This is a genomic window from Leifsonia sp. 2TAF2, assembly GCF_052115085.1.
In the GTDB taxonomy this organism is placed as follows: domain Bacteria; phylum Actinomycetota; class Actinomycetes; order Actinomycetales; family Microbacteriaceae; genus Leifsonia.
This window is the reverse complement of sequence record NZ_JBFRFY010000002.1, coordinates 227,171-242,730: the sequence shown is the minus strand read 5'-3', so window position 1 is coordinate 242,730 and position 15,560 is coordinate 227,171. Positions and strand designations below refer to the sequence as shown.

Genomic DNA, 15,560 nt, shown 5'->3' with positions numbered 1-15,560 from the left:
ATCGGCCACACCGTAGTGGGGGCCGACAGTTCATGGCTAGAAGGCATTTCCTGACGGCGACGGGTTTACCATGGGCGCTCCGAGAGGCCGCGGGCGAGGACGCCCAATCGGCCGGACGAGGAGGCGACAGTGGGCGACGACACCAATTGGACGGCAGACCCTTACGAGCTGCTCCGGGTGCATCCGGGCTTCCGGCTCTCCGACCAGGCGACCGACGCCACTCCCGGCTTCGACGGAGACAAGAAGGCGGGGGCTCGGGAGCTCTCCGAAGGTTCAAGCCTGCTCGCCGACCTCCAGGAGCAGCTGTTCGCGTGCGGCCGCCTCGGCGAACCGCGCTCGGTGCTGCTGGTGCTGCAGGCGATGGATACGGCGGGCAAGGGAGGCATCGTCTCGCACGTGATCGGGTCGATGAACCCGGGCGGCGTCCACTATGCCGGCTTCGGAAAGCCCACGCCGGAGGAGCTGGCGCACGATTTCCTGTGGCGCGTCTGGCGGGAGGTGCCCGCCGCAGGGCAGGTGGGCGTGTTCGACCGTTCCCACTACGAGGACGTCCTGATCGGCCGCGTGCGCAAGCTGGCGACCCCGGAGGAGATCGAGAGGCGCTACGGGGCCATCGCCGCGTTCGAGAACGAGTTGGCGGAATCCGGCACGGCCGTCGTCAAGGTGATGCTGCACCTCGGCAAGGACGAGCAGAAGCGGCGACTGGCTTCGAGGCTCGAACGACCGGACAAGCTGTGGAAGTTCAATCCGGCGGACGTCGACGAGCGACTCCTTTGGGACGAATACCAGGAGGCATACCAGATCGCGCTCGAGCGGACGAACAGCCTCCAGGCCCCGTGGTTCGTCGTGCCGGCCGACCACAAGTGGTACGCCCGCGCCGCCGTCCAGCAATTGCTGATCCGGGCCATGCAGGAGCTCCACCTCGAGTGGCCGCCACCGGACTACGACATCGAGGAGCAGAAGCAGCGACTGGCCGCGTCCTAGCCGAACGCCGCGTCCTAGCCGAACGCCTCCACGATCGGCCGGAACTTCATCGTGGTCTCCGCGAGCTCGCGATCGGGATCGGAGTCGGCGACGATTCCTGCGCCGGCGTACGCGGTCAGGTCGCCGTCCGCCTCGATCTGGGCGCAGCGCAAGGCGATCGCCCACTCGCCGTCCCCGTCGCCGCCGACCCAGCCGACCGGCCCGGCGTAGCGCCCCCGGTCGAACGGCTCCAGCTCGCGAATGAGCGCCAAGGCGTCCGTCCGCGGCGTTCCCGCGACGGCGGCAGTGGGATGCAGTGCGGCCGCGAGGTCCAGCGAACTCGAACCGTCGCTGAGCATCCCGGCGATATCGGTGGCCAGGTGCCACAGGTTCGGCAGCTTGAGCGTGAACGGCTCGTCGCTGGCCGCCAGGTCGGCGCTGTGCGGACGCAGAGCATCCATCACGCTGGTGACGGCGAAGCGGTGCTCGCCCTGGTCTTTCGCGCTCGCCACGAGCTCTGCTGCGGCCGAGGCATCGCGGGCTGCGTCCGCACCGCGAGACATCGTGCCGGCCAGCACGCGGGCGGTGACCGTGCCGTGGTGGACGCGAACGAGCGTCTCCGGCGAGGACCCGACGAGCCCATCGACGGCGAACGTCCAGCAGTCCGGGTAGCCGAGAGCGAGTTCGACGAGCGCCCGCCGGAGGTCGGACTCGAGCGGCAGGTGGCCGCGGAGGTCCCGCGCGAGAACGACCTTCGAGAGGTCCTGCTCGCGGATGCGCTCGACGGCTCCCGCCACGGCCGACCGGTACCCGTCGGCACCGAGCTCGCCCGGCAGGAGCGCCAGCCGGTACTCGTCGCCGAACGGAACAGGGCGGGGCAGCGCGCTGGGCGCCGGCTCGCCTGCGCGGCGGATCCGGGTGATCCAGCTCCGGCCGCCCCGCCGGCCCACCACGGTCTCCGGCACGATCAGCGTGCTCGTCGCCGTGCTCGCGTCGTCGAACGCGAAGGTTCCGAAGGCGACCAGGCCGGTTCCCGGCGTGCGCACGTCGTCATCGACGACCGCCGCCTCCGCGGTCGCACGCCATGCGGCGGCGGCCTGCTCGATACGGTCCGGCCCGGTGAAGTCGAGTCGGAGCACTTCTCCGATGCCCGCCATCCCGTCGCCTTTGCGCAGCCAGAGGAGGGGCGTGCGGGAATCGAGGAACGGGATGAGCTGGCGGACGTCATCGAGCGGTGTGGTCTCGGCCTCGAGGACCGTCACGCCAGTCTCCCGCCGAGCGGTCGGGGCTGATCTCACAGGTTCAGCCTACGCCCGCGACGCTGTGCACCCGTTGGGCACCGGATGTGCACTCGATGGGCGCCGGAACGGCGGCGATACAGGCCCGATACAGGGCCGATACAGCAGGCATTACCGGCGTTCGACACTCAGTACATCAACCGCTCCATCCCAGCGCCCGGATGTAACATTCATCTATGCCCGTGCCCGTGACCGGCGCCGCCAGCCCGCGCCGACTCATCCGAGATGAAGTGTTCCTTCGCCTCCTCGACGCCATCGTCGACGGCGACCTTCTGCCCGGTGAACAGCTCTATGACGCAGAGATCGAGCGATGGGTCGGCGTCTCGCGCACGCCCGTCCGTGAAGCGCTCAACCAGCTCGCGGCGATGGGACTCGTCGAGATCCTTCCTCAACGGCGCACCCGGGTCACCCCGATCGAGTCGGCCCGACTCCGCGACCTCATCGCCACCGTCGGCGTGCTCGTCGCCGGCGTCGTCCGGGATGCGACCCCGCTCCTGACCGATGCAGACCGCGAGGCGCTGCGAAGCGGGCTCGCGGACGACGCGGGATCCGCCGTCAGCACGGGCCTCTCGGCCGACGGTTTCCTCGGGGTGTTCGTCCGCCGCCTCGACAACGGCACCATCGCGCGGCTGCTGAAGCGCCACCTCCCGGAGGTGCAGCGAGCGCTGAACGCCTCCTCGTCTCCGGCCCGGCTCGAGAAAGGCCGGCCGTTCGTCAAGGCGCTGGTCGACGCCGCCGTCGCCGGAAAGACCGAGAAGGCCACACGCGCCGCCACGGATCTGTTCGACAAGGCCCTCGTCGCGATCGCCGACGACTTCGCCGCACCCACGAAGGAGACCCGCTGATGCCATTGCCAGTCAGCGACACCGCACCCGTCGAACGGCGCCTCCTGCGGGACGTGGTCTACAACCGCCTGTACGACGGCATCCTCGACGGAACGCTCGAGCCCGGCGAAACCCTTCTCGACGAGAAGCTGACGGCCTGGCTCGGGGTGTCCCGCACGCCCATCCGCGAGGCACTGATGAAGCTCGCCGACATCGGCCTGGTCGAAATGGCGCCGAACCGCTACACGCGGGTGGCCCCGATCGACCTGAAGGCCATCGACGAAGCGATCTACACGACCGGGCTGCTGCACGAGCATGCCGCGCGCACCGTCGTCCCGACACTCGACAACGCTGCCGTCTCGCGCCTCGACAAGGCTCAGAAGGAGCTCAAGAAGGCTGCAAAGGCCCGCGACCTTCCGGCCGTCGGTCACGCGTTCAACGACTTCTTCCTCGAGCTGGCGCGCGCCGGCAGCAACGACGTGCTGGTGAGCGTCAGCGAAGGCCTCAGTCCGCAGCTGCTGCGCTACATCTCCGTCTGGGAGAAGCCGTTCGGTGTCGACGACCTGCCCGGCGCGCTCGCCGGCATCCTCGCGGCTGTCAAAGAGCGCGATGGGGAGCAGTCGGGCGACCTCGTCAAGAAGCTGTACGCGAGGACGCTGACGCAGTTCCTCGAGGACTACCGTCGCAGCGACGCGAACATCGCGCAGAACCCCGTCTTCTGAGGCCCGAACTCAGACCTCGAAGTCGACCGCTGCGCGCGACGCGACCACCGAGCGGATGAACCCGGCCACCTCCAGGTGGGCCGGGTGCTCCTGGTACAGCTGGATGTCGTCAAGGCTGTCGAAGTCACTGATCAGCACCACGTCGTAGTCGTCTCCGGGTACGACGCCGATGCCGACCTGAAGTGAACGCAGCTGCGGAATGACGGCCGGCAGTGACTCCAGACCGCGCTTGATCCGGGCGGCGTGCTCGGCGCGTTCGGTCGCGTCACCGGTCGCGAGCTTCCACGAGACGACATGGCGGATGGTCATTCGGCCTCCAGGAGAGCGGTGCGCAGGCGGATCGGGTCGACTCGCCAGTACGTGTGGACACGGCCGTCGACGAGCACGACCGGGATCTCCTCCACGTACTTCTCGTGGAGCTCCGGCTCCTGCAGGATGTCGCGCTCCTCGACGGTCACCGATGGCGACCCGTCCGGAAGCTCGGCGATCACCGAGCGGATGACATCCCGAGCGTCATCGCAGAGATGACAGCCAGGCTTGCCGATGAGGGTCAGGGCGACGGTCGACACCCGTCCACTCTAGGCGCACCGCCTAGGCACGGCGCACCTCGTACGGCGCGCAAACAAGACAAGCGCCGGACCGGGTGGACCGACGCTTGAACCGCAGACTCGGGGTCTACTTCTTGTTGCGACGCTGGTGGCGCGTCTTGCGAAGCAGCTTGCGGTGCTTCTTCTTCGCCATACGCTTGCGACGCTTCTTGATAACGGAACCCACGTAGACCTCACAAAGATTCAGGGGTAAGCCGCGGGGCGCGCGGCGACACAAGGTGTCAGTCTACCCGACGTCACGCCGAGTCCGCGACGCCGCCCTCATGGACGGTGGCCGCTTGCAGCAGATGCTCGACGGCGGACTCCGGAACGCGGAAGGACCGACCGAACCGGATCGCGGGCAATTCGCCCGAGTGGACGAGCCGATACACGGTCATCCGGGAGACACGCATCATGTCGGCCACCTCGGCGACCGTCAGGAAGCGCACGTCCCGCAGATCGTGTGGCATGGTCCCGTTCCTCCCCTTTCCGGTCATCGTACTCGGGAAGGTCAGTCCTTGCGCCACTTCTTCGGGGTCACGCGCTCGGTCGCCGACGAGACCCGGTGGCGCGTGTCAGCAAGGACCTTGCCAACGGTGCTCGCGAACTCGCGCGTCTCCTCTGCGATGCGCACGCTCAGCTCCACGTCCTCTTCGGATGCCGTGAACGGAATGACCCAGTCCTCGACAGCCTCCAGCGGGCCGGCGTCGAGCCGGTAGTAGCGGTGCTGGCCTTCCTCGCGGACGGACACGAGCCCCGCCTCACGCAGCACTTTCAGGTGCTTGGACACCGTCGGCTGGCTGAGTTCCAGGGTCGCGACGATCTCCGAGACGGATATCTCGCCAGCGGAATGCATGCCATCCGCGTTGCGATCGAGGAGCACCCGCAGGATGTCGCGCCGCGTCGGGTCGGCGATCACGTCGAAGATGTCGGCCATGTCCCCAGGCTAGCCATTCCCCCGTCGCAGTACCATGTCCGAAGCCCGCCCGACATCGGAACTCCACGGGAAGGACCAGACATGAGCGCCACACGGGCGGTTCGCGGCACGGTCGTATCGCCGGTGGGACGCGTCCGAGCCGTCATCAACGGGTTCGCCGCGCGCAGCCCCTCGCGGTTCGCGATCCTCGTGTTCGCCCTGCTGATCCTCGTCTTCACGCTGCTCTTCTCGCTTCCGATCTCGTCGGCGAACGGACGCTGGACTCCCCTCGCCGACTCCCTCTTCACAGCGGTCTCGGTCATCTGCGTGACGGGCCTCGCGACCGTCGACATGGCGACCCACTGGTCGATGTTCGGACACCTGCTCGTCTATATCGGCGTGCAGGTCGGGGCGGTGGGGGTGCTGACGATGGCATCCATTCTCGGACTCGTCATCTCCCGCAAGCTCGGCCTCCGGGCGAAGCTGATGGCTGCGAGCGACAGCAATCCGCTGCGGATGCACGCCGGACCGGTTGCCGAAGGGCAGGCCGTCCGCCTCGGCGAGGTGGGCAAGCTGCTGACCACCGTCGCGATCAGCATGGTGGTCATCGAGGGCGCGGTCGCGCTCCTCCTCTTCCCCCGGATGCTCGTCGCGGGCATCGATCTCGGCACCGCCGCCTGGGAGTCGATCTACTACTCGGCCATGGCGTTCACGAACACCGGTTTCACGCCCAACCGGGAGGGCATCCAGGCGTTCGCCACGGACTACTGGTTCCTCAGCGCGCTCATGATCGGCGTCTTCCTGGGCGCGATCGGGTTCCCGGTCATCCTCGCGATCGCCTCCAATTTCCGCCAGCGTCGCCGCCGGTGGTCCATCCACGTGAAGCTCACCGTGATCACGTCCGTGATCCTCTTGGTCGCGGGCGCGGTGCTCTACATCGTGCTCGAGTACGACAATCCGAAGACCTTCGGTCACCTGGATGCGGGGCACACCGTGTTCCAGTCCTTCTTCCTGTCCACCATGTCCCGCTCCGGCGGCTTCTCCACCATCCCGATCGACGACCTCAACGGGTCGAGCCTGCTGGTGACCGACATGCTCATGTTCATCGGCGGCGGCTCCGCGTCGACGGCCGGCGGCATCAAGGTGAGCACGCTGGCCGTCCTCTTCCTGGCCGCATTCGCGGAGGCGCGCGGAGTGGAGTCGATGGATGCCTTCCGTCGCCGCATCCCGACCGACGTCCTGCGGCTGTCCGTCTCGGTCGCGCTGTGGGGGGCCACCATCGTGGCCGTGTCGACCATCCTCATCCTGCAGATCACCAAGGCGCCGCTCGATCACGTGCTGTTCGACGTGATCTCCGCGTTCGCGACCTGCGGTCTCTCGACCGGCCTGACCGAGCGCCTGCCGGACGCGGGCGTCTACGTGATGGCCGCGACGATGTTCTGTGGGCGCGTTGGTACAGTGACTCTCGCCGCGGCGCTGGCCCAGAGCCAACGCCGTCAGCTGTACCACAACCCGGAGGAGAGGCCGCTCGTTGGTTGACCGGATCAGACACAACGCCCCCGTCCTCGTCATCGGACTCGGGCGGTTCGGCGCCGCGACGGCAGGGCAGCTCGACCGGCTTGGCCGGGAGGTGCTCGCCATCGACACCGACACGAACCTCGTGCAGAAGTGGGCGGACCGCGTCACGCACACGGTCCAGGCCGACGCGCGTTCGATCGAGACGCTCCGTCAGATCGGCGCAGAGGACTTCTCGATCGGCGTCGTCGCGGTCGGCTCGTCGATCGAAGCGAGCGTGCTGATCACGGCGAACCTGGTCGACCTGAAAGTCCCGCAGATCTGGGCGAAGGCGATCTCGAAGTCGCACGGCAAGATCCTGGAACGCATCGGCGCCAACCACGTCATCTACCCGGAGGCGGAGGCGGGCGAGCGAGTGGCCCACCTGGTGTCCGGACGGATGCTCGACTTCATCGAATTCGACGACGACTTCGCCCTGGTGAAGATGTACCCGCCGAAGCCGATCCGGGGGCTGCCGCTGGGCGCATCCGGTGTCCGTTCGAAGTACAACATCACCGTCGTCGGAGTGAAGAGCCCCGGAAAGCCCTTCACTTACGCGACGGCCGAAACGGTGGTCTCCGACCACGACCTGGTGATCGTCTCGGGCTCCTCCGCCGACATCGAGCGCTTCGCCGCTCTCGAGGCCTGACCCGCCTCCCCCTCCCCCTCCCCCTCCCCCTCCCCAGCCAACAGCTCCTGAGTTTTTCCGTCTCTTCGACGCATTTCGAGCGAAAAACTCAGGAGCTGTTGGCTTGGTTGTGCATAGGTCCCGTAGCGGCGAGAACGGCGGGCAGGATGACGGCATGCAGGAGAGCTACACCATCCGGACAGCGGTGGATGAGGGGATGTCGAGGAGCCGTCTTTACCGGGATGCGGACTCCCGGCCGTTTCGCGGAGTACGGTGGCGCTCCGGCGAGCGCTTAGAACACGTGGCGAAGTGTCGCGCGTACGCCCTTCTGGAAAGGGAAGGCCACCTCTTCAGTCACCACTCCGCGGCGCTCATCCATCGACTCCCCTTATCTCACGCGCACTTCCCCAGCGAAGTCCACGTTGCAACCTTTGCTCCTGCGAAACCGCCGCAGATGAAGGGAGTCGTTGCTCATGAACTTCGGCCGGCCGGACATCGCATCGTCGACGTGGATGGTCTGCGCGCCTTCTCGCCTGAGGATGCCTGGGCTCAGCTCTCGTCGACGGTGTCCGTGACCGAGTTGGTCGTGATCGGTGACTTCATCGTGACCGGCAATGAGCCCTTCTCCGGTGATCGGAGCCACGGGACGAAGGATGACCTGGCTCGTGCGCTCCGCCACCATGCGAGACGACCAGGCATCCAGCGGCTTCGCCAAGCAATCGACCTCGTGCGGTTCGGGTCATTGTCACCACAGGAGACGCGGCTCCGACTTGCGCTTGTCGACGCCGGCCTCCCGGAACCGGAGTTGAACTTCCGAGTGCTGGATCGCGGCCGCCGGATCGCCATGGTCGACCTCGCCTACTCGGCCGAACGTGTCGCGATCGAATACCTCGGGGATCACCATCGCACCGACCAGGCCACGTATCAGGAGGACATCAACCGTCGAGAGCGGCTGACCGCCGGCGGATGGGACACCGTCTTCATCACCGCCGCCGACCTTCGCGACCCCGTTCCCCGTGCGGTGCTGCTGGTCCGTCGGGCACTCGTTCGCGCCCCCTCCCCGCGCCCAATCCAACAGCTCCTGAGTTTTTCGGGCTGAATAGGGCGTTTCGAGCGAAAAACTCAGGAGCTGTTGGATTTGGGCGGGGGAGGGGGCGGGGTCAGCCGGCGGCCAGCTCGCGGGAGCGGGCGAGGGCGGCGTCGGTTGCGCGCGCGAAGAGGGCGGGGAGGTCGACCTCGGCGAGGACCGCGATCGCACGCTCGGTGGTGCCGTTGGGGCTGGTGACGCGGCGACGGAGCTCGGCCGGGTCCTCACCGGAGGAGACCAGCAGTTCGGAGGCTCCGAGGAACGTCCCGTTCACGAGCGCCGTCGCCTGCTCCCGGGAGAAGCCCTTTCCGACCGCGGCCTCTGTCAGCGCCTCGATGAGGAAGAAGACGTAAGCAGGGCCGGACCCGGAGATGGTGCCCAGCGCATCCAGCTGCGACTCGGGCACTTCGACCACGTCGCCAACGGTCTCGAACAGCGCGCGGACGACCGCGAGGTCGTCGGGGTCGGTCCGGGACCCTGCGCTGATCCCTGTGACGGCCTTGCCCACGACCGCGGGCGTGTTGGGCATCGACCGCACGACGGAGACAGTGTCGGGCAGCAACGACTCCATGGTCGCCGTCGTCACGCCTGCCGCCACGCTGACCACGACCGTGCCGGGCCCCAGCGAGGCGCCGATCTCGGCCAGCAGGTCACGGACCATCGCCGGCTTGACCGCGACGATGACCACCTCGGCGCCATCGACCGCGAGTCGGTTGGCATCGGGCTGCGTCTCCGTCGCGTACGCGGTCACCCCGGGCGTTCCGGCGAGCTCCGAGGCCCGCGCCGCGGACCGATTGGTCACGCGGATCCCCGCGACCTGCACTCCCGGGGCGAGCAGTCCGCTCAGGATGGCGCGGCCCATCGAGCCCGCACCGAGCATCGCGATGGTCGGAAGGGTCACGTTCTGCGCGTCGTCCATGCGGCCATCCTAGGATGAGAGGCATGAGCGCATCCGGCGGAACCAAGGCGATCATCGCGGCCTTCGCGGCCAATCTCGGGATCGCCGTCACCAAGTTCATCGCGTGGGCGTTCTCCGGTTCGTCGTCGATGCTCGCCGAGGGCGTGCACTCGCTCGCCGACTCGGGCAACCAGCTCCTCCTGCTGCTCGGCGGCAGGCAGTCGCGCCGCAAGGCGGACCGCGAGCATCCGTTCGGTTACGGCCGCGAGCGGTACGTCTACGCGTTCGTCGTCTCGATCATCCTGTTCTCCGTCGGCGGCGTCTTCTCGATCTACGAGGGCATCGAGAAGCTGACCCACCCGCACCCGCTCGAGAACGCGTGGCTGCCCATCCTGGTGCTGCTGATCGCGATCGGACTGGAGTCGTTCTCGCTGCGCACGGCCGTGCGTGAGTCGCGTCCGCACAAGGGCGGCCTGTCGTGGCCGCAGTTCATCCGGCGGGCTAAAGCACCCGAGCTGCCTGTGGTGCTGCTGGAGGATGTGGCCGCGCTCACCGGCCTGGTGTTCGCTCTCCTCGGCGTCGGCCTCACCATCATCACCGGCAACAGCGTCTGGGATGGGGTCGGCACGGTCCTGATCGGAGCTCTGCTGGTCGCGGTCGCTGTCGTCCTCGGCATGGAGACCAAGAGCCTCCTGGTCGGCGAGGGTGCGACCGACACCGATCTGGCTGCCATCGAGCGAGCGGTCACCGCGGGTCCGGAGGTGGAGCGCATCATCCACATGAAGACCCTCTACCTGGGCCCGGAGGAGTTGATGGTCGCCGCGAAGCTCGCGTTCTCGGGCGAGCACCGCCTTGCTGACGTCGCGGCCGCCATCGATGTCGTCGAGCGACGCATCAGGGAGGCCGTCCCCGCAGCTCGCGTGATCTACATCGAGCCCGACGTCTGGATCGACCCCAACGAGCAGGCTCCTGCCACCGACACCATCGTCATCAAAGGACTCGAGTGACCCGCACCGCCCTCATCCTGCAGCACGACCCCAGCATCCACCTCGGGAACATCGGGCCCGTCCTCCTCGAGCACGGATACGAGCTGCGAATCGTGGATGCGGCGACCGAGGATGTCGCGACCATCGACCCCGCGGAGGCGGACCTCGTCGTCGTCCTGGGCGGCGAGATGGGCGCGTACCAGACGGACGAGTTCCCGTTCCTCGATCACGAGAAGTCGCTGCTGCGCGCCAGGCTCGAGGCCCAACGGCCCACGCTCGGCGTGTGCCTGGGCGCCCAGTTGATGGCCGGGGCGCTCGGTGAGCGCGTCTACAAGGGCGACACCATGCAGATCGGTTACAGCCCCGTGGAGGCGACCGAGGCGGGAGCCTCCTCGCCGATCCGGCACTTCGACGGGGTGCCGGTGGTGGAGTGGCACGGCGACACCTTCGAGCTGCCCGCGGAGGCGACCCTGCTGGCGTCGTCGAGTGCCTACTCGAACGAGGCGTTCGCGATCGGGGACTTCGCGCTCGCCGTCCAGTTCCACCCCGAGGTCACCGACGAGATGCACGAGACGTGGGTCGCGGACGGGTACAACGAGTTGGACGAGTACGCGATCGACCCGGACGCCCTGCGACGGGAGCGGGAAGCCCACTCCGCGCGGATGCAGGCGGCGTCGCGCGCGGCGTTCTCGGAGTGGCTGGAGAGCCTGCCCGCCTGAGCCGACTGCGCGCCGACCGAGACGTCTCAGCGCTTGGCGCGGAAGAAGTCGAGCAGCACCTCGCCGCACTCCTCCGCGAGCACCCCTGCGAACACCTCGACCGTGTGGTTGAGCCGCCGGTCGCGGAGGACGTCGTAGACCGACCCGCCGGCGCCGGCCTTCTCATCCCACGCACCGAACACGACCGTCGGGATGCGCGCCGCGAGCACCGCCCCGGCGCACATCACGCAGGGCTCCAGTGTGACGACCAGCGTGCAGCCCTCCAGGTGCCAATCGTCGCGGGTGGCGGCGGCATCCCGGAGCGCGAGCACCTCAGCGTGTGCAGTGGGGTCGTGGCGTAGCTCTCGCTCGTTGCGGCCGCGCCCGATGACCTCTCCCTGCTCGTCGATGACCACCGCCGCGACCGGCACGTCGCCGGTGTCGAAGGCGAGCCGGGCGTCCTCGAGCGCGCGGCGCATCCACTGCTCGTAGGCGGCGGGCACGGGCAGGCTCACGGGGCGGTCCTCCGGGGCTGGGTCGGGGTTACGGCCGAGGATGTTCGGCTAGCCTTGAGCCTATGCGAGTGCACGTTGCGGACCACCCACTCATCACCCACAAGCTGACGGTGCTCCGCGACAAGCGCACCCCGTCGCCGGTGTTCCGCCAGCTGACGGAAGAGCTCGTGACGCTGCTCGCCTACGAGGCGACGCGGGGCGTGCGGGTCGAGCCGGTCGAGATCGAGACGCCGGTGACCACGACGACGGGTGTCGCGCTGAGTGAGCCGCGCCCGCTGGTCGTGCCCATCCTGCGTGCGGGCCTCGGGATGCTCGAGGGGATGGTGCGGCTCATGCCCACCGCCGAGGTCGGGTTCTTGGGGATGGTGCGCAACGAGGAGACGCTCGAGCCGACCACCTACGCCGAACGGCTGCCGATGGACCTCTCCGACCGGCAGTGCTTCGTCCTTGACCCCATGCTGGCGACCGGCGGTTCGCTCGGCGCCGCGATCGAGTTCCTGTTCGCACGCAACGCAGTGGACGTGACCGCCATCTGCCTCCTCGCAGCGCCCGAGGGCCTGGAGGCGCTCGAGAAGGCGACCGAGGGCCGCAACGTCACCATCGTTCTGGGCTCCTTGGACGAGCGCCTGAATGAGAACGGCTACATCGTCCCGGGCCTCGGAGACGCCGGCGACCGCCTCTACGGCACGGTCTAGGAGCCTCGCAATATTACGTAATGATTTGACACGTCGAGTCATCGTCGGTTTTACTTTCCTCCATGACTGACAATTCGCGTACCCTGACCTCCTTCGAGGCCCTTGGGGATGCCGGCATGATGATGGCCGGCCGCGACTCCGTCATGTGTTGCCGAATGTGTCGCTGATCTGACGACCCTTCGCCGAGCAGCAGCCCTCCGACGTATCCCGTCGTGATCGGGCGCACGCTCCCCGGGAGCGCCACACTCACGCTCCCGCGCACCAGGCCCGCTCTCTAGGGGCACAACACAACACTTCCCGCAGAATCCCGCACCTCCGCCGTACCCGCGGAGGCTTCAGCACAGGGATGCGGAACATCATCACTAAGGACTCGATTCCCATGTCTCTGGCCACCATCGACACCGCCTTCCCCCGCACTTCCGCCGTTTCGCCCGTCAGCCCCATCCGTGCCGCCGCCCCCGCAGAGGCGGCCCCGGCACCGGCAGCCGCCGAGTCGGCACCCCGCATCCGCGCCGTCCCCGAGGGGACCGAGGCGCGAGGCTTCGTCCTCTACGTCGGCATCGACGAGGCGAAGGCCGCAGAGGCGGGCACCGACCTCGGCCGCATCGTCGAGGCGCTGAAGCGCCTCACCGCCGAGATCGCACCCTCGGCCGAGACCTACGCCGCGGTCGCACTTGCCCCGGCCGGCGCCGGCGGACGCGATGTGGATGTGGTCCGCCTCGCGCTGCAGGACCCGGCCGCGATCGCCAAGCACCGGCACGCGGTCACCGTGGATGAGGACGAGGACCGTGCCGCCTCCGGCGTGGTCGTGGATATCTCCCGCAAGCGCCTCGTGCTCGACAACCAGACCGTCGCGCTCACCTACAAGGAGTTCGAGCTGCTGCAGTACCTGGTGCTGCGCGAGGGGCGCACGATCGAGCGCTCGGAGCTGATCAGCTCGCTGTGGAGCGCGGCCGACGAGGACGAGATCCCGAACGAGCGGACGATCGACGTGCACGTCCGCCGGCTGCGGGCGAAGCTCGGCCGCTACGAGGACATCGTGCGGACCGTGCGCGGCGTCGGCTACCGCTTCGACCGCCACGCCGACGTCTCCATCCGCTACGCGAGCGCCCCCTCCCCCGACCTCTTCTGAACCCGTCCCCCACGCACGCACCAACAGCTCCGGAGTTTTTCGACCGATTCGGCTGAATCAGACCGAAAAACTCCGGAGCTGTTGGCTTGGGTCTTGCGTCAGGCGGAGCGCTGGTAGACGCGGAAGGCGCTGGTCGCCCACGCGGCCATGACGACCGCGAGGGCTGCGAGCAGACCGGCGTGGGCCCAGAGCGTCGCCCAGTCGGGATGCGCGCTGAGCGCCTCGCGACCGACGATCACCGCCCACTCGAACGGGTTGTACGCCGACACGTTCTGCACCCACTCCGGCGACAGCTTCGTGTTCATGATCGCCGAGCTGAGGAACATCAGCGGCAACGTGATCAGCTGCGAGATCCCGATCAGCGCCGTCTGCTCACGCGCGAGCAGTGCGACCGCGTTGGACAGCGAGCAGAACACCGCGGTCAGTAACACGACGCCGAGGAGCAACAGCAGGATGCCGACCGGCCCGCCCTCGAACCGGGCCCCGGCCCAGAACGCGATCCCCACGACGACGAGCGACTGCACAACGGCGAGGATCGACTGGTACACGAGCGTCGACACGATCATGGATGCGCGATTCGTCGGCGAGGTGAGGAACCGGTCCATCACGCCGCGGTCCATGTCCTGGATGTAGACGGTCCCGGACCACGCGCTGCCGAAGAGGGCGAGCATCATCACGACGCCGGGCGTCAGGTACTCGAGGTACGTCTGCCCGGCCCCGCCGAAGCCGGGGATGTTGATCACCGACTTGAACAGCTCGCCGAACAGCAGCAGCCAGATCACCGGTTGAACCAGGTTCATCACCAGGAAGACCGGCATGCGCCAGGCCGCGCGCAGCTGACGCCCGGTCAGGAGCAGCGTGTGCGTGAGGAAGGTCGGGCCGCTCGTGCGGCGCCGGGGTGCGGTCAGTGCGGTCGTGGTCATGATGCGTTCTCCAGGACGAACTCGGCGGACTCCTGCGCCCGCGTGAAGGTGCGGCCGGTGTGCCGCAGGTAGACGTCGTCCAGGCTCGGCCGGGCGACCGTGGCGGAGGCGACCCGGATGCCGGCGGCGTCCAGGGCGGCGAGCGCGAGCGGAAGCGTGGCCGCACCGCTGTCGGCGCGGGCACGCAGTGTGCGCCCGTCCCCGCCGATCTCGCGCAGCGCATCCACTCGCTGGAGGGCAGCGAGGCCGGCGAACGGATCCGCGTCCGGCCCCAGCTCGACGATGACGGCGTCGCCGCGGAGGTCGTTCTTCAGCTCCTCGGGCGTCCCGCCGGCGACGACACGACCGTGATCGACGATCGCAAGCCGGTCCGCGAGACGGTCGGCCTCGTCGAGGTAGTGCGTGGTGAGCAGCACGGTCAGGTTCTCGGCCGTGGTCATCCGTTCCAGCTCCAGCCAGAGCTCGGTGCGCGCCTCCGGGTCGAGCCCGGTCGTCGGCTCGTCGAGGAAGAGCACCTCCGGCCGGTGCATGAGGCCGATCGCGACATCCAGCTTGCGGGCCATGCCGCCGGAATACGTCTTCACCTGGCGGCGCGCGTGCTGGGTGAGCCCGAAGCGGTCGAGCAGCTCCCGCGCGCGAGCGGCGGAATCCCGGCCGGACATCCCCTGGAGGCGGCCGGCGAGCACCAGGTTCTCGACGCCGGTGTCAGTGGGATCGGACACGGGCTTCTGCGCGACGAACCCGATGGCCCTCCGCACACGAGCCGGGTGCCGGGTCACGTCGATCCCGGCGACGAAGGCGGTACCGGAGTCCGCGCGGGTCAGCGTGGACAGGAGTTTCATGGTGGTGGACTTGCCGGCTCCGTTCGGGCCGAGCAGCCCGAAGACAGTGCCCGCCTGGGCCTCGAATCCGAGGTCGTCGACGGCGCGGATGGGCGGCTTGCCCCTCCCGCCGCTGTATGTCTTCACGAGGTGGTCGGCGGCGAGCGCCGGAGATGTTGCGGTTGCCATGGTGGCTTCTCTCTTTCTCATTCGGTCAGCCACCGGCGCGGGTATCCTTGAAGAAGCCCTCGGTGACTGTTGACGCAGGTTCCTTGACGGAACGACTGAAGGTGTGGATGGCCGGAGAGTTGCC

The 15,560-nt window shown here is 68.3% G+C and carries 20 protein-coding genes; 10 read left to right on the top strand and 10 right to left on the bottom strand.

The features are described from left to right. Positions 1-129: 129 nt before the first annotated feature. Positions 130-984, top strand: coding sequence for a PPK2 family polyphosphate kinase (locus tag AB4Z18_RS13470; RefSeq protein WP_441783244.1), 855 nt, complete (start codon positions 130-132; stop codon positions 982-984). 14 nt (positions 985-998) lie between these two features. Here the strand turns inward: AB4Z18_RS13470 and AB4Z18_RS13465 are convergent, their stop codons facing one another. Beyond that, positions 999-2,225, bottom strand: a complete 1,227-nt coding sequence (locus AB4Z18_RS13465; RefSeq protein ID WP_441783243.1) for an isochorismate synthase — start codon at positions 2,223-2,225, stop codon at positions 999-1,001. A 212-nt stretch (positions 2,226-2,437) separates the two neighbouring features. Between AB4Z18_RS13465 and AB4Z18_RS13460 the strand changes: the two genes are divergently transcribed. Both AB4Z18_RS13460 and AB4Z18_RS13455 read left to right on the top strand, forming a co-directional pair. Then, positions 2,438-3,106, top strand: coding sequence for a GntR family transcriptional regulator (locus AB4Z18_RS13460; RefSeq protein ID WP_441783242.1), 669 nt, complete (start codon positions 2,438-2,440; stop codon positions 3,104-3,106). Beyond that, positions 3,106-3,807, top strand: a complete 702-nt coding sequence (locus AB4Z18_RS13455; RefSeq protein ID WP_441783241.1) for a GntR family transcriptional regulator — start codon at positions 3,106-3,108, stop codon at positions 3,805-3,807. The genes AB4Z18_RS13460 and AB4Z18_RS13455 overlap by 1 nt, the downstream gene beginning before the upstream one ends. 9 nt (positions 3,808-3,816) lie before the next feature. Here AB4Z18_RS13455 and AB4Z18_RS13450 read toward each other — a convergent pair whose 3' ends face one another. The 5 genes from AB4Z18_RS13450 to AB4Z18_RS13430 form a co-directional block, all read right to left on the bottom strand. After that, positions 3,817-4,116 (bottom strand): Dabb family protein, encoded by a 300-nt coding sequence (locus tag AB4Z18_RS13450; RefSeq protein WP_441783240.1) that lies wholly within the window; start codon positions 4,114-4,116, stop codon positions 3,817-3,819. After that, entirely contained in the window at positions 4,113-4,376 is a 264-nt protein-coding gene (locus AB4Z18_RS13445) for a glutaredoxin family protein (RefSeq protein WP_441783239.1), read from the bottom strand. The genes AB4Z18_RS13450 and AB4Z18_RS13445 overlap by 4 nt, the downstream gene beginning before the upstream one ends. 106 nt (positions 4,377-4,482) lie before the next feature. Beyond that, positions 4,483-4,581 (bottom strand): 30S ribosomal protein bS22, encoded by a 99-nt coding sequence (locus AB4Z18_RS13440; protein WP_003792170.1) that lies wholly within the window; start codon positions 4,579-4,581, stop codon positions 4,483-4,485. 70 nt (positions 4,582-4,651) lie between these two features. Further along, entirely contained in the window at positions 4,652-4,864 is a 213-nt protein-coding gene (locus AB4Z18_RS13435; protein ID WP_441783238.1) for a helix-turn-helix domain-containing protein, read from the bottom strand. Positions 4,865-4,905: 41 nt separating this feature from the next. Next, positions 4,906-5,331, bottom strand: coding sequence for an ArsR/SmtB family transcription factor (locus AB4Z18_RS13430; protein WP_441783237.1), 426 nt, complete (start codon positions 5,329-5,331; stop codon positions 4,906-4,908). Between the two features lie 81 nt (positions 5,332-5,412). Between AB4Z18_RS13430 and AB4Z18_RS13425 the strand changes: the two genes are divergently transcribed. The 3 genes from AB4Z18_RS13425 (at position 5,413) to AB4Z18_RS13415 (ending at position 8,591) form a co-directional block, all read left to right on the top strand. Beyond that, positions 5,413-6,849 carry a TrkH family potassium uptake protein gene (locus AB4Z18_RS13425; RefSeq protein ID WP_441783236.1) on the top strand — a complete coding sequence of 479 codons (1,437 nt, stop codon included), beginning with the start codon at positions 5,413-5,415 and terminating at the stop codon, positions 6,847-6,849. Beyond that, entirely contained in the window at positions 6,842-7,513 is a 672-nt protein-coding gene (locus AB4Z18_RS13420; protein WP_441783235.1) for a potassium channel family protein, read from the top strand. Before AB4Z18_RS13425 ends, AB4Z18_RS13420 begins: the two co-directional genes overlap by 8 nt. Before the next feature lie 184 nt (positions 7,514-7,697). Continuing rightward, entirely contained in the window at positions 7,698-8,591 is an 894-nt protein-coding gene (locus tag AB4Z18_RS13415; protein ID WP_441783234.1) for a hypothetical protein, read from the top strand. A gap of 61 nt (positions 8,592-8,652) precedes the next feature. Here the strand turns inward: AB4Z18_RS13415 and proC are convergent, their stop codons facing one another. Continuing rightward, entirely contained in the window at positions 8,653-9,498 is an 846-nt protein-coding gene (gene proC / locus AB4Z18_RS13410; RefSeq protein ID WP_441783233.1) for a pyrroline-5-carboxylate reductase, read from the bottom strand. A gap of 23 nt (positions 9,499-9,521) precedes the next feature. Between proC and AB4Z18_RS13405 the strand changes: the two genes are divergently transcribed. Together AB4Z18_RS13405 and AB4Z18_RS13400 are read left to right on the top strand one after the other, a co-directional pair. Then, positions 9,522-10,484 carry a cation diffusion facilitator family transporter gene (locus tag AB4Z18_RS13405; protein WP_441783232.1) on the top strand — a complete coding sequence of 321 codons (963 nt, stop codon included), beginning with the start codon at positions 9,522-9,524 and terminating at the stop codon, positions 10,482-10,484. After that, the gene (locus AB4Z18_RS13400; protein ID WP_441783231.1) at positions 10,481-11,182 is read left to right on the top strand and encodes a glutamine amidotransferase; all 702 of its coding nucleotides are present in this window, start codon (positions 10,481-10,483) and stop codon (positions 11,180-11,182) included. Before AB4Z18_RS13405 ends, AB4Z18_RS13400 begins: the two co-directional genes overlap by 4 nt. Before the next feature lie 26 nt (positions 11,183-11,208). Here AB4Z18_RS13400 and tadA read toward each other — a convergent pair whose 3' ends face one another. After that, positions 11,209-11,676 (bottom strand): tRNA adenosine(34) deaminase TadA, encoded by a 468-nt coding sequence (gene tadA / locus AB4Z18_RS13395; protein ID WP_441783230.1) that lies wholly within the window; start codon positions 11,674-11,676, stop codon positions 11,209-11,211. Between the two features lie 62 nt (positions 11,677-11,738). Between tadA and upp the strand changes: the two genes are divergently transcribed. Then, the gene (gene upp, locus AB4Z18_RS13390; RefSeq protein ID WP_441783229.1) at positions 11,739-12,371 is read left to right on the top strand and encodes a uracil phosphoribosyltransferase; all 633 of its coding nucleotides are present in this window, start codon (positions 11,739-11,741) and stop codon (positions 12,369-12,371) included. A gap of 379 nt (positions 12,372-12,750) precedes the next feature. Next, positions 12,751-13,503, top strand: coding sequence for a winged helix-turn-helix domain-containing protein (locus AB4Z18_RS13385; protein ID WP_441783228.1), 753 nt, complete (start codon positions 12,751-12,753; stop codon positions 13,501-13,503). A gap of 98 nt (positions 13,504-13,601) precedes the next feature. Here AB4Z18_RS13385 and AB4Z18_RS13380 read toward each other — a convergent pair whose 3' ends face one another. Continuing rightward, entirely contained in the window at positions 13,602-14,426 is an 825-nt protein-coding gene (locus AB4Z18_RS13380) for an ABC transporter permease (RefSeq protein ID WP_441783227.1), read from the bottom strand. Beyond that, complete coding sequence (locus AB4Z18_RS13375; protein WP_441783226.1) at positions 14,423-15,436, bottom strand: ATP-binding cassette domain-containing protein; 1,014 nt, start codon at positions 15,434-15,436, stop codon at positions 14,423-14,425. Before AB4Z18_RS13375 ends, AB4Z18_RS13380 begins: the two co-directional genes overlap by 4 nt. Positions 15,437-15,560: the final 124 nt, after the last annotated feature.

Excerpts from the sequence above, each read along its gene's own strand:
- AB4Z18_RS13435 (WP_441783238.1), bottom strand. The coding sequence starts at position 4,864 with ATGCCACACGATCTGCGGGACGTGCGCTTCCTGACGGTCGCCGAGGTG.
- AB4Z18_RS13405 (WP_441783232.1), top strand. The coding sequence starts at position 9,522 with ATGAGCGCATCCGGCGGAACCAAGGCGATCATCGCGGCCTTCGCGGCC.
- AB4Z18_RS13385 (WP_441783228.1), top strand. The coding sequence starts at position 12,751 with ATGTCTCTGGCCACCATCGACACCGCCTTCCCCCGCACTTCCGCCGTT.
- AB4Z18_RS13425 (WP_441783236.1), top strand. The coding sequence starts at position 5,413 with ATGAGCGCCACACGGGCGGTTCGCGGCACGGTCGTATCGCCGGTGGGA.
- AB4Z18_RS13380 (WP_441783227.1), bottom strand. The coding sequence starts at position 14,426 with ATGACCACGACCGCACTGACCGCACCCCGGCGCCGCACGAGCGGCCCG.
- proC (WP_441783233.1), bottom strand. The coding sequence starts at position 9,498 with ATGGACGACGCGCAGAACGTGACCCTTCCGACCATCGCGATGCTCGGT.
- AB4Z18_RS13455 (WP_441783241.1), top strand. The coding sequence starts at position 3,106 with ATGCCATTGCCAGTCAGCGACACCGCACCCGTCGAACGGCGCCTCCTG.
- upp (WP_441783229.1), top strand. The coding sequence starts at position 11,739 with ATGCGAGTGCACGTTGCGGACCACCCACTCATCACCCACAAGCTGACG.
- AB4Z18_RS13460 (WP_441783242.1), top strand. The coding sequence starts at position 2,438 with ATGCCCGTGCCCGTGACCGGCGCCGCCAGCCCGCGCCGACTCATCCGA.
- AB4Z18_RS13430 (WP_441783237.1), bottom strand. The coding sequence starts at position 5,331 with ATGGCCGACATCTTCGACGTGATCGCCGACCCGACGCGGCGCGACATC.
- AB4Z18_RS13375 (WP_441783226.1), bottom strand. The coding sequence starts at position 15,436 with ATGGCAACCGCAACATCTCCGGCGCTCGCCGCCGACCACCTCGTGAAG.
- AB4Z18_RS13450 (WP_441783240.1), bottom strand. The coding sequence starts at position 4,116 with ATGACCATCCGCCATGTCGTCTCGTGGAAGCTCGCGACCGGTGACGCG.